Source organism: Asticcacaulis sp. P2_C5 (assembly GCF_056404555.1).
On record NZ_JBFUDU010000003.1, the window covers coordinates 274,695 to 288,688 of the forward strand.

General features: G+C 59.1%; 10 protein-coding genes and 1 tRNA gene. 8 read left to right on the forward strand and 3 right to left on the reverse strand.

Features of this window, described 5'->3' with window-relative positions:
• Positions 1 to 144: 144 nt before the first annotated feature.
• Positions 145 to 1,641: an FAD-dependent monooxygenase gene (locus tag AC1DXO_RS07175; RefSeq protein ID WP_476977433.1), complete on the reverse strand. Its 1,497-nt coding sequence runs from the start codon at positions 1,639 to 1,641 to the stop codon at positions 145 to 147.
• 344 nt (positions 1,642 to 1,985) lie between these two features.
• Here AC1DXO_RS07175 and AC1DXO_RS07180 point away from each other — a divergent pair, with 344 nt between their 5' ends.
• The 8 genes from AC1DXO_RS07180 (at position 1,986) to AC1DXO_RS07215 (ending at position 12,202) form a co-directional block, all read left to right on the forward strand.
• Positions 1,986 to 3,125 (forward strand): chitobiase/beta-hexosaminidase C-terminal domain-containing protein, encoded by a 1,140-nt coding sequence (locus AC1DXO_RS07180; protein WP_476977434.1) that lies wholly within the window; start codon positions 1,986 to 1,988, stop codon positions 3,123 to 3,125.
• Between the two features lie 284 nt (positions 3,126 to 3,409).
• On the forward strand, positions 3,410 to 5,095 hold the full coding sequence (locus tag AC1DXO_RS07185) for a methyl-accepting chemotaxis protein (protein ID WP_476977435.1): 1,686 nt from the start codon (positions 3,410 to 3,412) through the stop codon (positions 5,093 to 5,095).
• A gap of 37 nt (positions 5,096 to 5,132) precedes the next feature.
• The gene (locus tag AC1DXO_RS07190; RefSeq protein ID WP_476977436.1) at positions 5,133 to 6,071 is read left to right on the forward strand and encodes a substrate-binding domain-containing protein; all 939 of its coding nucleotides are present in this window, start codon (positions 5,133 to 5,135) and stop codon (positions 6,069 to 6,071) included.
• Between the two features lie 350 nt (positions 6,072 to 6,421).
• Positions 6,422 to 6,499, forward strand: a tRNA-Thr gene (locus tag AC1DXO_RS07195).
• 703 nt (positions 6,500 to 7,202) lie between these two features.
• On the forward strand, positions 7,203 to 8,594 hold the full coding sequence (locus AC1DXO_RS07200; RefSeq protein ID WP_476977437.1) for a TROVE domain-containing protein: 1,392 nt from the start codon (positions 7,203 to 7,205) through the stop codon (positions 8,592 to 8,594).
• 20 nt (positions 8,595 to 8,614) lie between these two features.
• Positions 8,615 to 8,821 (forward strand): hypothetical protein, encoded by a 207-nt coding sequence (locus AC1DXO_RS07205; protein WP_476977438.1) that lies wholly within the window; start codon positions 8,615 to 8,617, stop codon positions 8,819 to 8,821.
• A 34-nt stretch (positions 8,822 to 8,855) separates the two neighbouring features.
• On the forward strand, positions 8,856 to 10,082 hold the full coding sequence (locus tag AC1DXO_RS07210; protein WP_476977439.1) for an RtcB family protein: 1,227 nt from the start codon (positions 8,856 to 8,858) through the stop codon (positions 10,080 to 10,082).
• 452 nt (positions 10,083 to 10,534) lie between these two features.
• Positions 10,535 to 12,202, forward strand: a complete 1,668-nt coding sequence (locus AC1DXO_RS07215) for an HsdM family class I SAM-dependent methyltransferase (RefSeq protein WP_476977440.1) — start codon at positions 10,535 to 10,537, stop codon at positions 12,200 to 12,202.
• Here AC1DXO_RS07215 and AC1DXO_RS07220 read toward each other — a convergent pair.
• Together AC1DXO_RS07220 and AC1DXO_RS07225 are read right to left on the reverse strand one after the other, a co-directional pair.
• Positions 12,199 to 12,888, reverse strand: coding sequence for a hypothetical protein (locus tag AC1DXO_RS07220; RefSeq protein WP_476977441.1), 690 nt, complete (start codon positions 12,886 to 12,888; stop codon positions 12,199 to 12,201). The two genes, AC1DXO_RS07215 and AC1DXO_RS07220, sit on opposite strands and share 4 nt — an antisense overlap.
• Positions 12,885 to 13,991, reverse strand: coding sequence for a hypothetical protein (locus AC1DXO_RS07225; protein ID WP_476977442.1), 1,107 nt, complete (start codon positions 13,989 to 13,991; stop codon positions 12,885 to 12,887). Before AC1DXO_RS07225 ends, AC1DXO_RS07220 begins: the two co-directional genes overlap by 4 nt.
• Between the last annotated feature and the right edge of the window lie 3 nt (positions 13,992 to 13,994).

The following is a 13,994-nucleotide window of genomic DNA, read 5'->3' on the forward strand; positions in this document are numbered from 1 at the left end:
AGAGTTTGGATCGGGAAATCGGTTTCGAGATGAAGGAACAGTGCTCGCATGATTTTCTCCTTTCCTGCTTCAGGGACACGCCGGGACTGGCTGTCGGGCCTCATAAGAGATTGCGCCAAACAAATCAACCAGATTTGCGACGGGCTAGGAACTGGGCGGTCCGAACCATGTGGTAAGGGCTTCCGTCAGTCCCGCCGGGCCGCCGTGGCCAACCCAGGCGACATAACCGTCGGGGCGGATCAGCACGGCGCAGGGCGCGCTGACCGCACCCAGTGCCGGCAGTTCCAACAAACCGTCGTAGCGGGCATCGACCAGCTGGACGCGATCCGCCCACGGCGTGATGTCGAAGGCGCCGGGTGCACCGAGATTGAGCAGCACCGGCCGGGCGCTGTGCAGCAGGGAGAAGACCCGCAGCGGGCCATCCTTTGTGGCCAGGTCGAGATCGGGCATGCGCCGTCCCAACAGCGGGTGGCCGGCGCCGAGGTCGTAGTGTAGGCCCAGGCCCGACATTTCCGCCGCAAAACGCTGACGCGGCTCGTCCATGCCAAGCAGTTCGGCCATGACCTCGCGCACGGCGTTGCTGCGATCGTCAGTGCGGCGCAGGGCCACGCTGGCCATGGTGTTGCGCAGCACGCGCGCGCCGACCGGGTGGCGCTCGGCGTGGTAGGTGTCGAGCAGCGTATCCGGCGAGGTGCCCTTGACCACCTGGGCCAGTTTCCAGCCCAGATTGACCGCGTCCTGGACGCCGGTATTGAGACCCTGGCCGCCGTCCGGTGCATGGATATGGGCGGCGTCCCCAGCCAGCAGCACGCGCCCCTTGCGATAGGTGTCTGCCTGGCGTGACATGTCGCTGAAGCGGGAGATCCAGGTCGCGCTGTGTAGCCCGTAGTCGGTGCCGCAGGCGGCGATCAGGGCGGCGCTGAGGTCGGCCAATGTGGGTTCGTTCGTGGAACCGACCAGCGGCTCGCTGACCATCACCCGTATCGGGCCCGTATCGGCATAGATCACCTTGCCGTCGCGAATTTCGTACTGCTCGCGGCCAAAGGAATGGATGCCGAAGGCATTGCGGTGGACGCCCAGTTCCGGAGTCTCGGTCATCTCAACCTCGGCGATCAGGTTGCTGCTGGTCGCGTCCGAGCCGGGAAAGGCGATGCCGGCGGCCTTGCGGATCACGCTGCGCCCGCCGTCGCAACCGACCAGGTATTGGGCCCGCAGGGCAGGGCCGTCCGCCAGTTCAAGATCGACACCGCTGTCGTCCTGTTTCAGCCCGGTTACCTCGCGTCCGCGGTGGATAGGGACAGCCAGCTCCGCCACCCAACCGGCCAGGATGCGCTCTATATGGTTTTGCCACAGGCCTAAGCCGTAAGTGTGCCGGGTCGGAAAGGTGCTGAGGTCGAGAGAAACCCCGGCAAATCCGGCGACCTGCGCCTTTTGCCCTTCGGCCAGGAAACGATCGACTATTCCGCGCTGGTCAAGGATTTCGAGGGTACGGGCGTGCAGTCCGCCGGCGCGTGAACCCACCAGGTCCTGGTTGGGTCGGCGCTCGACAAGGGCGACATCAACGCCCGCCAGGGCCATCTCCGCGGCCAGCATCAGCCCGGTCGGGCCTGCGCCCGCGATCAGAACATCGATGTTTCGCATGGTTGTCACTCCGCTCGCCCACCTGCCTGTTTTTGCAGCGATTTTATAGAGCGGCAGGTCGGAGCCTGGCAATTCTTGAACTTATTTAGTTTGCCCCTATATCCTGATCAGGCGGGCTCTGCCGCGCTCCCGACCCAACCGTCCCATTCCACGGTTTCATGATATTGCACATTGCTGCCTGACGCGTTATGACATCGATGTCGCGTTTCTGCTGTCATTTCGGACATTTGTTCGGGTTTGGCTTTGGAAGCGTTGCCAACCGCACCCGCGCGTGCGTATCATAACAATGAAGAGCCCTCGCCATCTGTGCAGAAGGGGCTCGCATACATAGTCGAGGACAGCACATGATACCCAGGTTCAGCTTGCACCTTTCGGCCCTCGGGCTGCTTATCCTTCTTGGCGCCTGTGGCGGGGGAGGCGGCGGCGGGGGAGGTACGACGCCACCGCCCGCGACCCCGGTGGCCGCAACCCCGGTGGTTGCCACGAGCGCCCAGCAGAACGGCGCCGTGATCGCCAGCCTGTCGACCACGACGGCCGGCGCCACCATCTATTACACGGTCGACGGCACGACCCCGACTACAGCGTCGCAGCATTACGAAGCGCCCTTCCTGGTCGCCGCCAATGTGACGGTCAAGGCCATCGCAGCGGCATCAGGCTATACCAACAGCGCCGCGGCTTCGCAGGTCTTCGCGCCCAATATTCCAACCAATACCCTGGTCTGGGCCGATGAATTCAGCAATTCGACGGGTTCGCCCAAGGCGCCCGACGCCACGATCTGGGGTTACGACACCGGCAATGGCGGCTTCGGCAATCATGAGCTTGAAACCTACTGCACGGCGACTTCGAACACCTCACCCTGCGACAGCGCCAACCCGAACGCCAGTGTCGGCACGGACGGTGTGCTGCACATCGTCGCCCGCCAGCCGTCCCCGGGCGTCTATACCTCGGCGCGGATGAAGACCCAGGGCCTGTTCAGCTTCCAGTATGGCCGCTTCGAAATGCGCGCCCGCGCTCCTGAGGCGCAGGGCCTGTGGCCGGCGGTATGGACGCTCGGCAACAATATCACCACGGTAAACTGGCCGGCCAGCGGCGAGCAGGACATTCTGGAGCGCGTCAACGGGCCGCTGACACCGGACTGGAACGAGAGCTCGATCCATGGCACCGGCTTTATCGGCGGCACGGGCCTGGGCACCACCTATCACTTCCCGGCCGGCCAGACGGCGGCCGACTGGCACACCTACGGCATGATCTGGAAACCGGGCAGCGTCGCCTACTATATCGACAATTCTGCGACACCCTTTGCGACCTTTACGACGGCCAGCATTGCCGGTTTTCCGGGCGCGGTATGGCCGTTCGATGCCGGCCAGAGCAATTTCATCATCATGAACCTGGCGGTCGGCGGCGACTGGCCCGGTCCCCCCAACGGCGCGACACCCTTCCCGTCGGAAATGCAGGTCGATTACGTCCGGTTATATACCAACTGATTTGACGAAACTCTGTTTCTGTTGGGCCATCCTGAACCGCTGCGGGTCACTCCGCGGCGGTTCTTCACATCCGGGCTCAAGGGACTGAAATGTGACCGGAAGAATTTCTTCAGCTCAATCGCCGCATGGCTCCTCGCACGAGCTCGGACGTGCGGTCGCCCTTGCCACGCTGCGATGCGTTATCGCTATCACAGCGTGGAGAACGGTATTGTGGTTAATCCTAAATTATCAGTTGCCCCTGTAATTTCGCTCAGAAACTGGGCGATTGGGAGAGACCTCAGATCATGTTAGGTAAAATCTTTTTTTCCATTCGTGGAAAAATAGCCATGGCGTTTGCCGTGCTCATGGTGCTGTCCATAGCGACGGGCGCCTTCTCGATCATGAAACTGAACGAAGTTTCAGCGATCGGCACGCGCCTGTCTGCCGAGCTGAAGGCCGTGTCGACCCTGGGCGATCTGGCACGCAACAGCCAGACCCTGAGCGTGATTTCCTTCCTTGAACATTCGGCCGTCGGCGCCGATCGCGATACCTACAGCCAGGAAGCGGCAGCGGCCCGCAACGTTTTTTCCAAGTCGTGGAGCGATTACAGCGCCATGGTCCAGGGTGACGAGGAAGCCCAGTTGGCGGCGTCGCTGCGTGCGGCATGGCAACATTTCCTGGCCGTCCAGGAAGAGGTTTCCGATCTCGACAAGGCGGGCCTGACCACAGAGGCGGCCGACGTCCTGATGAACGACCTGTCGAAAGAACGTGTCACCTTCTACAGCGCCGTCCGCCGCGTCCAGGACTATCGCGAGGGCAAGGCTGCCGCCGCGACCGCCGCCGCCGTCAAGGTCAATGAATCGGCGCGCCTGTGGATCATGATCGCTCTGGGGTCGCTGACCGTATTCTGCGTCCTGATGGGCGCCATGCTGACCATGAGCATTTCCGGTCCGATTTCGCGCATGACCCAGGTCATGCTGCGCCTGGCCAATCACGAAACCGATGTCACCATTCCCGATGCCGGGCGCCGCGACGAAATCGGCGGCATGGCTTCGGCCCTGAAGGTCTTCAAGGAAAAGCTGATGGAGGGCGAGGAACTGCGCGCCGCCCAGGCCGCCCTGGAAGACGACATGCAGAAGCAGCGCAAGGTCGAGGTGGTCAAGCTGGCCGACGAGTTCGAACATGCGGTCGGTGATATCGTCCGCGCCGTTTCCAACGCCGCCAGCGAACTGCAATCCTCGGCCCAGACCCTGTCGGCCGCGGCCGAAGAAACCAGCGTCCAGTCTTCGGCCGTCGAAGCCGGCGCCCGTCAGGCTGCCGACAATGTCCGCTCGGTGGCCGCCGCCATCGAAGAACTGGCCGCCTCGGCCCGCCAGGTTGGCGGCGAGGTCGCCCGTTCGTCCGGCATCACCAACAACGCCGTCGACCAGGCTATTCGGACCCGCAACAGCATGGACGCCCTGTCCGGCGACGCCGCCCAGGTCGAGTCCGTGGTCGGCATCATCAACGCCATCGCGCAGCAAACCAATCTGCTGGCGCTGAACGCCACCATCGAAGCCGCCCGGGCGGGTGAAGCCGGCAAGGGCTTCGCGGTCGTGGCCTCGGAAGTGAAGGGGCTGGCCAACCAGACCTCGACCTCGACGACGACGATCGGCGTGTCGATCGCCAAGATGCAGGCTTCGACCCTGCAGGCCGTCGGCGAAATCTCGGGCATCGAAAGCACGATTGCCGAGGTCAACAACATCGCTTCGGCGATTGCCGACGCCGTCAATCAGCAGGAACTGACGACGGCCGAGATTTCCCGCAACATCCACGAGGTGTCGCAGAATACGTCGGACGTCACCAACAATATCAACAGTGTCACCCTGGCCGCTCAGGAATCGAGCGCGGGCGCCACTCAGGTCCTGTCGGCCGCCAATGCTCTGGCGCGTCAATCGGATATGCTGAAGGGCGAAGTCGACAAGTTCCTGGCGCGGGTTCGCGCGGCATAGCGGGCGCAGCGCCTTACACTTAGGAAAGGGCAAGGACATGAAGAAACTCACCTTGATCGGCGCAACCGTATTGAGCCTGGCGGCGTCTTCGGTGCTGCCTGCCGTGGCCCAGGCCAAGCCAAAGATCGTCGTCACCCTGGCACGCGCCGACGACACCTTCACCATCATTCTGCGCGATTCCATCCTGGCCGCCGCGGCTCAGCACCCGGAACTCGATGTCGTGGTCGAAGACGCCCATCGCGACAGCGGCGCCCAGATCGGGCACGTCAAGGACGCCATCGCCCAAAAGGCCGATGTGGTGATGATCATGAATGTCGACGACGCCTCGGCGCAGTCGGCGGCGGACCAGACGTCGAAGGCCGGCGTGCCGCTGATCTTCGTCAACCGCCTGCCGTCGATCGATCGCTTCGATGGCCAGGTGGCGATCGTCGCCTGTAACGACCTGGTCGCCGGCCGGCTGCAGATGCGTCTTGTGTCGTCACAGATCAAGGACACCGGCAATGTCGTCATCCTGCGTGGCGAAGACGGTCACCCGGCGGCGCGCGACCGCACGGCAGGTACCAAGGAAATCATCGCCGCCAAGCCGGGCCTGAAGCTGGTCAAGGACGTTACCGGCAACTGGAAACGCGAAGATGCTGAAAGGCTGGTCACCGGCTGGCTGAACGACGGCCTGCATATCGATGCTGTCATTGCCAATAACGACAATATGGCCCTGGGCGCCATCGATGCCCTGCAAAAGGCCGGCTACAAGCCGGGTCAGGTCGTGGTCGCGGGTGTGGACGGCACCTCCGAGGCGCTGGACGCCATCCGCAGCCACTGGATGGCCATGTCGGTCCTGCAAAACGCCACAGCCCAGGCCAATCAGGCTTTCGACGACGCGGTCAAGTTCGCCAAGAAGGACTATGCCCAGCTCTACGACTGGGTGCCATACGAGGTCATAATCCCGTCGAATGTCGAGCAGTTCGCCGCGAAGTAAGGGGCGTTTTAAATCTACCTCTTCCCGCTTGCGGGGAGAGGGTGGCGAGCTTGCGAGCCGGGTGAGGGGCATTCCACGCTCGAAAGGATTTCTACGATCGTGCAAGCTCGAACTCAAGATTGCCGCAAATTACGGCCACTGACGGAACTGTTGCACCTGTAGTGGAATTTGCCCCTCACCCGCCGCTTTGCGCCGGCCTCTCCCCGTAAACGGGAAGAGGCGGATTTCCTGAGAGTCACGCACAATGTGACTTTTCCGCCACTATCTGTGGTGCTGCGACATCTTTTTTGAAATCCCTGTTGCGCCCTGCAACGGACTGCGGTATCCCGCAGCCGTCGTTGCTTCGGTAACGACATTTCGTGGTGGCGCAGGCAACGATTTCATCGCTTGTAACGAGGTGGTCGCCGGTTCAAATCCGGCCATGGCGAAAGCCGTGTAGCTCAGTGGATAGAGCACCTATTGTTGCCGTCTATTCCCCTCGAAACCGTTTCGGTAGCGCAGATATTCGCATCCTTCGTTTTAGGTACGTCCCAGAGCGATATCGATTTTCTCCGAAGCAATCAGAGTTCAGTTTTCCGTGGCGTAGGTTCCGGCTTCATCGCACCAAACGGGACAGGGCAGCCCTGGATGTCGTGGTCTATGCACGGCAAGCCAACGTGGCCCGGATGCGCAAGATCCGGCGGAAGTGCCTCCCACCCGGAACCGCCTGTACCCGGGAAACTGGACGAAGAATTTTTTCAGAAATTTGTTGCATTACGCAACAAGTTGCTGTAGTAACCAAAATGTCGATGATGTAGGCCTTTACCGGAACCGCAGTATCGGCTGATCAAGTGGCGACAGAGGACGTATTCATCGTCTGGTAGAGGCCCGAAAGGGTTTGGGGTTCAAATCCCCTTCCCAAAACCTGCCCAGTAACCAAACTGGTCAGGCAGCGGGAGCTTACGTCTTCGCAGGTTCCCTTGGTCATTTCACCGGCAGCAGTCGGGCGCGTATAGCCCCTCCGGCCGCCAAGATATTCATCGCGATGCCTCTCCGCATCGCCCTCAGCCCCCAGCCTTCACACGCAAGACCCTCCGGACACGGTGTCGGGAGACGGCTGACTTGCGTTCACACGTCAGGAAAGGTGCGGTCATGCGACTGAACATTTTCAAAAAGCGCCCCGACGTATCGTACGAAGGGGCTCCCGCCGTCACTCTCTCGGCCGAACAGGCGTTGCGCCGGTCGGTCCTGTCCTGCCTGTTGTGGGAAGACGAATTCTATGAAGACGGCGTGACCATCGCCGACCGCATCGCGGCTCTGGCTGCCGATGTCGCACCGGCGACGGTGGCGGCACTCGCCATCGAGGCGCGCGAACAGTTCAAGCTGCGTCATGCGCCGCTGATCCTGTTGTGCGCCCTGATCAAGCACGGCGGATCGCTGGTGGCGCCGACCATCGAACGGGTGATCCAGCGGGCCGACGAACTGTCGGAACTGGTGGCGATCTATTTCAAGGTAAACGGGCGCAAGCCCCAAAAGAACGCTTCTCTCTCGAAACAGATGAAGCTGGGCCTGGCCCGTGCTTTCGTCAAGTTCGATGCCTATGCCTTGGCCAAGTACGATCGTGCCGGGCCTGTGCGTCTGCGTGACGTGCTGTTCCTGTGCCACGCCAAGCCGAAGGACGAGGCGCAAGCCGAAGACTGGAAGCACCTGGCCGCCGGCAGGCTGACCTCTCCCGATACGTGGGAAGTGGCGCTGTCTGGCGGGGCGGATAAGGCGGAGACCTTCACGCGCCTGCTGGCTGAGCGCAAGCTCGGCTACCTGGCCCTGTTGCGTAACCTGCGTAACATGGACCAGGCCGGTGTCGACGAAGGTTTGGTGCGTGACGCCATCATCGCCCGGCGTGGCGCCGATCGTGTCCTGCCGTTCCGTTATGTGGCGGCAGCGCGGGCGGCGCCCCGGTTCGAGGCTTACCTCGACCAGGCGCTGAGCGAGACCATCCTTGAAGGTCCGGTCCTGACCGGTCGGACCATCGTGCTGGTCGACGTTTCCGGTTCGATGGATTGCCGCCTGTCGGCGAAGTCGGACCTGACGCGTATGGATGCGGCGGCGACGCTGGCCTCCATCATCCCGGGCGACGTGCGGGTCTTCACCTTCTCGCAGGACGTGAAGGAGGTCCCGGCACGGCGCGGTATGGCCGGTGTTGATGCCGTGATCAAGTCGCAGCCTCACGGCTCGACCTATCTCGGCAAGGCGGTGAAGAAGATGAACACGATCCAGCACGATCGTCTCATCGTCATCACCGACGAACAGAGCCACGATCCGGTTCCTGATCCTGTCACGTCAAAAGCGTACATGATCAACGTTGCCTCGGCCCGCAACGGTGTCGGCTACGGCAAATGGACCCATATCGACGGTTTCAGCGAAACGGTCCTGAACTATATCCGCGAGAGCGAGCAGTCTCCAAGTCCGCAAGGACTTGGCAAGAGCGACCGCTCGCCCGAGCTGATGCGAGGAGCCCGCCCGGCGCTTGAGGGCGGTATCTAATGGACCCGGAGACCTTGAGAGTGTCGGCAATCCTGCTCTTCGGCGAACGTGGCTGGCAGTCACGTTTGTCGGAGGCGCTGGGTGTCGACCGCTCCTCGGTCTCCCGCTGGTTCGCCGGTCTTCCGGTCCCGGGACCGGTGGGCGCCTGTGTCCGGGCCTGGCTCAAACTGTATGAACTGACCGGTGAAACGCCGTTCGAACTCGATGATTTAATAGATAAAAAATAGGCGCGGCCTTCGTTGCTGCGCAATGGAGGTTGATATGCAAGTGTTTCAAGGCGCCCGGGGCGGGCTGATCAAGGCGTGGATCGACGGCGTGGCCGTCGAGGACCAGGCGCGCAAGCAGCTCGACAACATCGCGGCCATGCCGTTCATTCATAAGCACGTCGCCATCATGCCGGACGTTCACTGGGGCATGGGCGCGACCATCGGTTCGGTCATCCCGACCAAGGGCGCGGTCATCCCGGCGGCGGTCGGGGTCGACCTCGGCTGCGGCATGATGGCGGTGCGAACCACGCTGACGGCGTCTGATTTGCCCGACAACCTGTTGGGGCTGCGGACGGCGATCGAGGCGCGGATTCCGCACGGCCGGACCGACAATGGCGGGGCCAATGACCGCGGCGCCTGGGGCGAAACCTCCGAGGCGGCCGGGGCGGCGTTTTCGGGGCTGAACGGCGAACTGAAAAAGATCGTCGACAAGCACCCGAAGATCAGCCAGGCAGCGACGCGGGCGCAGAACCACCTGGGGACGCTTGGGACCGGCAACCACTTTGTGGAGGTCTGTCTCGACGAAAACCAGGCGGTGTGGATCATGCTGCACTCGGGTTCGCGCGGAATCGGCAACCGGATCGGCTCCTACTTCATCGAGCGCGCCAAGCACGAGATGAAGCGCTGGTTCGTCAACCTGCCCGACGAAGACCTGGCCTACCTGCCCGAAGGTTCCGAGCTTTTCGGCGACTATATGGGCGCGGTGTCGTGGGCCCAGCGTTTTGCCCGGACCAATCGGGAACTGATGATGACGGCGGCTCTCGAGGCCTTGTCGGTATCGGTGCCGAAGCGCTTTACCTGCGACTGCGAGGCCGTGAACTGCCACCACAACTACGTGGCGCACGAACGGCACTTCGGAGCGGACGTGCTGGTGACCCGTAAGGGCGCAGTGCGGATCACGCCGGAGACGCTGGGCATCATTCCGGGTTCGATGGGCGCCAAGTCGTTCATCGTGCGCGGGATCGCCGGCGAGGCATCGGCCCAGGCCCTGTGTTCGTGTTCGCACGGCGCCGGGCGGGCCATGTCGCGGGCCGAAGCCAAGCGCCGGTTTACCATCGAAGACCACATCGCCGCCACGGCGGGGGTGGAATGCCGCAAGGACGCCGACGTTATCGATGAGACGCCGGCGGCCTACAAGGACATCGACGCGGTTATGGCCGCCCAGGCCGACCACGTCGAGATCGTCCACACGCTGCGGCAGGTGGTGTGCGTTAAAGGATAGGCGAAGGGTGGCTTCGCCTATGGCACCGCGCGACCTGATGGCTTGCCATCTGCGCGTGCGCGGTGTCTGATGAGGGGGCCTCCCCCGGCCAATCCGGGCCGGGGGAGGCAAGGGTGTGAGGGGATGAAACGAATTGCGGGCTTTGTAGCGCTGGCGGTGTTAGCGGACACGGCCCGTGATGCGGTCAGGCTACGCCAGTCTCGCGGCGCGTGAGTCTCTGCCGCTGCCGATGATTCAGCGTTTCTTCGGCTTTGCCAGCATAGCATCGTGTGCCGGAAACTTAACAATTTCTTGGTTGGACAAAAAGTTAGCAAAGCCGGAAGGTTGGCGTCGAATCGAGATAAGGTTTTATTTACCGCGCTGTGGCTTCATGTTAAGGCTGCTTGACAGCCGCCGCCGCGGCAAGGAATTGCCAACGATTTGTGGAAGTAACAGGCCGATAAATGGTGAGAGTGGCAGCTAACAAACGTAAGTTGGGTGCTTTTTATACGCCTTCGAATATCAGTGACTTGTTATCAAACTGGTCAATTCGACATGCAGATGACCGTATCCTTGAGCCGAGCTTCGGTGGATGCGGCTTTTTAAAATCCGCGGTTGATCGCTTAAAGGCTTTGGGAAACATTAATCCCAAGAGTCAAATTTACGGATGTGATGTCGATCCGAACGCTTTTGAACATTTATCCAATACGCTTGGTGATCAAGCTGAGCTCGGGCATTTCATCCAAGGTGATTTTTTAAATGTCGCCTCAATCGAGAGTTGGCGCGGCCAATTTGATGTCGTCATCGGCAATCCCCCGTATCTACCGTATCAAAAGATAGACCCTATTGTTCGAGACCCTGCGCTGCAGCATATAAAGTCAATCGGGCTCAAACTGGGGCAGCGCTCAAGTCTATGGGCATATTTTGTTGCCTTATCCATTGGCAATCTTGCTGACGGCGGACGTATAGCTTGGGTCTTGCCTGGAAGCTTCCTTCAGGCGGATTACGCTCACGGGGTGAGACGATTCTTGGCCGCTAGATTTGAGAAAATTAGGGCGTTCTCAGTACAGCAGCGATTGTTTTTGGAAGAAGGGACAGATGAGGAGACTGTCATTCTGCTCGGAGAAGGCTTCACCTCCCAGCCCCGCTCTATCGTGCCGGCAGATATATCGCTGTCTGTTTGTCCAGACCTTTCGGGGCTGGCGAGCTCAGTAAACGCCTGGCTCGCGGGTGAACTGATTTCCACGAGCGATTGTAGTGCAGCGGTTACAGGACAAATTTCACCTCAAGCGCGGTCTGTGCTAGATTCGTTGGGAGCCTCGCCATATAGTGAGACCTTGGGGAAGTATTTGTCTATCCGTATCGGCCTCGTAACCGGAGATAATCCCTTTTTTCTGCTAACTCGCGACCGCGCCCGTGAGCTTGGCATTTCAGAAGATAAGTTGAGACCTGTTCTTTCCAAATTCAGCTATTTCGACGGCTTGTACTTTAGTCGTGACGATCAGAATAAGCTCTTGGAAAAGGGCGGTAGGGCACTGCTTGTCAACTGCGCCAATACTGGCAACGAACCTGCGCTTCAGGCCTACATCGATAGATATCCGGCAGAAAAAATTAAATCCGTAGGTACCTATGGAAAGAGGCCATGTTGGACTTCTCCGGAAGACGGAAATATACCGCCAGCGTTTTTTCCGGTGATGCACCACCTCGGACCACGTTTAATTCTCAACCACAGTGGGGCAAATTGCACGAATACACTGCATCGTGCATTCTTGAAGCCGCTGGTGTCGGAAGACAAATGTAAATTGCTCTCGATATCGCTGCTCAGTACGTTTTCCCAGATCTCCGCTGAAATCGTTGGCAGAAAATATGGCTCAGGTGTGCTCAAACACGAACCACGCGATGCGGAACGCATTAGCGTCCTGATGCCGTCGGTGTTCGACCCAGCACATTTAACATCTGTCTATTCAACAATCGACTTGGCGCTAAGGTCTGGACAATCGGCTCTTGCCCGTAATCTCGCCGACGAATTCATCCTCTCGGCTCTCGATATTGATAAGGCCGATTGGATGAACGTTCTGCCTGCTGAACTGACAGCAATCCGGAAACGAAGAGTTCCAGACCGGAAGGCCAAAAATCGTTAAGCCCAGGTGTCGTTCCAGCAACAATGAAGCAGTGTCGCTTCTCGGCCGAGGACTGGCTTGTCAAAATACTCGGTCATTCTCTCATGGAGTGGGCGATAACAAAGCGTTTCGCTTGCCTTGATCATATTTCTAACAGTAGCGTCTTGTCGAAGGTTGTCGCGCCAGACTTTCGGAAAGAAGTTTGCAGCAACGACCTCCATCAGCAGAATGATATCAAGTGGGTAGGCGGTCCAGCGAGGTTCTTTAATCGATATATCTAATGCCCGGTCATCGTGAATATGGCCTCCGTATTGAAGGTGGAGTTTCGGTCCGTCTTGCAGTTTACTCCCCAGATCAAAATGCCATTTTGGAATCTGACGATCACCAGCTTGATATTCCAAGACAAGTGAGACATCCCAACTCACATAGGGAAACGCTGCGGCGTCATTAATACCAATACCCTTAGCCATTATGAGTGGGTTGAACAGGCTGTTGTCACGCTTGTCCTGGCACTGAGTAAATTTAATGGGCGCTCCTTTTGATATACTGAAGTCCCATTGTCGGCTGGCTTTTTTGTCGCGCAATCGAGTCGTTGCGGCGCCGATAGCGCCGTAGCTGTCAGCTTCAACAATACCGGCATCCACGTATTTCTTGACCGTATTTTGGAGGGCGGTCGCCATTTCAGAAGCGGTTGGCAAATATTTCATGGCCGCTTGATTTCCCCTGATCGAATTCGCTGGCCGAGTTCGGCATCAGTTTCATCAATCGTCACCCCTGGATGTTGATCGAGCGCGCCCTTTACGATGCAATCAAAACACGCGCGCTTTCGCTCGACGTATGGCAACAGATATTTGTCGTACAGAGCTAACGAATTCCGCATTTCGGTAGGGTAACAACATATCGCGCAGGCAAATGCGAAGAGCTCGTCAGGTCTGCCTGTCCATTTGGAGACCGCAGGAGTAAAATCTCTTTTCATGATTTTGCTTAATGTCTTAGCTCTGCGGTCACCTGGAATTGACGTGAGAGGTTCTTCAAAATATTCCGCCGCCCAGCGATCAAGATTGTGGCGCCAAATACGGGGCCAGCCGGTTGAAAAAATGCCATTATACCCAAGTCCAGCATCTACGAGAAAATTGAAAGCGGCTTCATGCTGTTCATTTTCAGCCTCAATCCCGAGCCGCGCACCAACGTCCTTTGCGCTTAATAAGATACCTGGGCGTTCGATGACTTGGCGCAATAGGAGCTTCGCAATAACATGGGGTATGCCTTTTGCGCCGTTCAGGTCAGTCAATAAGCCGTGAGGGGAAATGACCTCCCATTCGTCGGAAGCAATGTTGAGGAGGTTATATGGGAATCCGGCAGCCCGCGTACATTTGTAGATCTCACGATACCCGCTAGCTAAGCTAAAAAGCTGACGTCGACACATATCTCGATACTCTTTGTTCGATAATTTGCCTTTTAGGTACTTCTGATCGAAAAGGTCGTGAGATGTCTTATCGATATTATAGATTTGATTGATGTTCTCTTCGGTCGAAATCAGTACAATTGGAAAGTCCTGCGCTGGTGATTCTATCAAAGCTTCTCGAAGCAGTTGCGCCAGTGCCCCCGCTTTGTAGCGATTTTCCTTCAAATCTTCTTCGTCGAGCCGGAAGTCGAGCGCAAGAATATCTGTCCCGCCCGCCACCAATTTGTCTTTTAAAGCGACCGGTTCCGTAGGCAGTTCAGGGTTTATCGTCAATTGTGCCGTACTTAGAAGACGTGAAATCGTTTCACGGTCGTCCTTTTTATCATCGATAAAGTAGCCAACCATCTT

What these genes read in the sequence shown, in the direction of transcription:
- AC1DXO_RS07175 (WP_476977433.1), bottom strand. Translation starts at nt 1,641, where the DNA reads ATGCGAAACATCGATGTTCTGATCGCGGGCGCAGGCCCGACCGGGCTG.
- AC1DXO_RS07180 (WP_476977434.1), top strand. Translation starts at nt 1,986, where the DNA reads ATGATACCCAGGTTCAGCTTGCACCTTTCGGCCCTCGGGCTGCTTATC.
- AC1DXO_RS07185 (WP_476977435.1), top strand. Translation starts at nt 3,410, where the DNA reads ATGTTAGGTAAAATCTTTTTTTCCATTCGTGGAAAAATAGCCATGGCG.
- AC1DXO_RS07190 (WP_476977436.1), top strand. Translation starts at nt 5,133, where the DNA reads ATGAAGAAACTCACCTTGATCGGCGCAACCGTATTGAGCCTGGCGGCG.
- AC1DXO_RS07200 (WP_476977437.1), top strand. Translation starts at nt 7,203, where the DNA reads ATGCGACTGAACATTTTCAAAAAGCGCCCCGACGTATCGTACGAAGGG.
- AC1DXO_RS07210 (WP_476977439.1), top strand. Translation starts at nt 8,856, where the DNA reads ATGCAAGTGTTTCAAGGCGCCCGGGGCGGGCTGATCAAGGCGTGGATC.
- AC1DXO_RS07220 (WP_476977441.1), bottom strand. Translation starts at nt 12,888, where the DNA reads ATGAAATATTTGCCAACCGCTTCTGAAATGGCGACCGCCCTCCAAAAT.
- AC1DXO_RS07225 (WP_476977442.1), bottom strand. Translation starts at nt 13,991, where the DNA reads ATGGTTGGCTACTTTATCGATGATAAAAAGGACGACCGTGAAACGATT.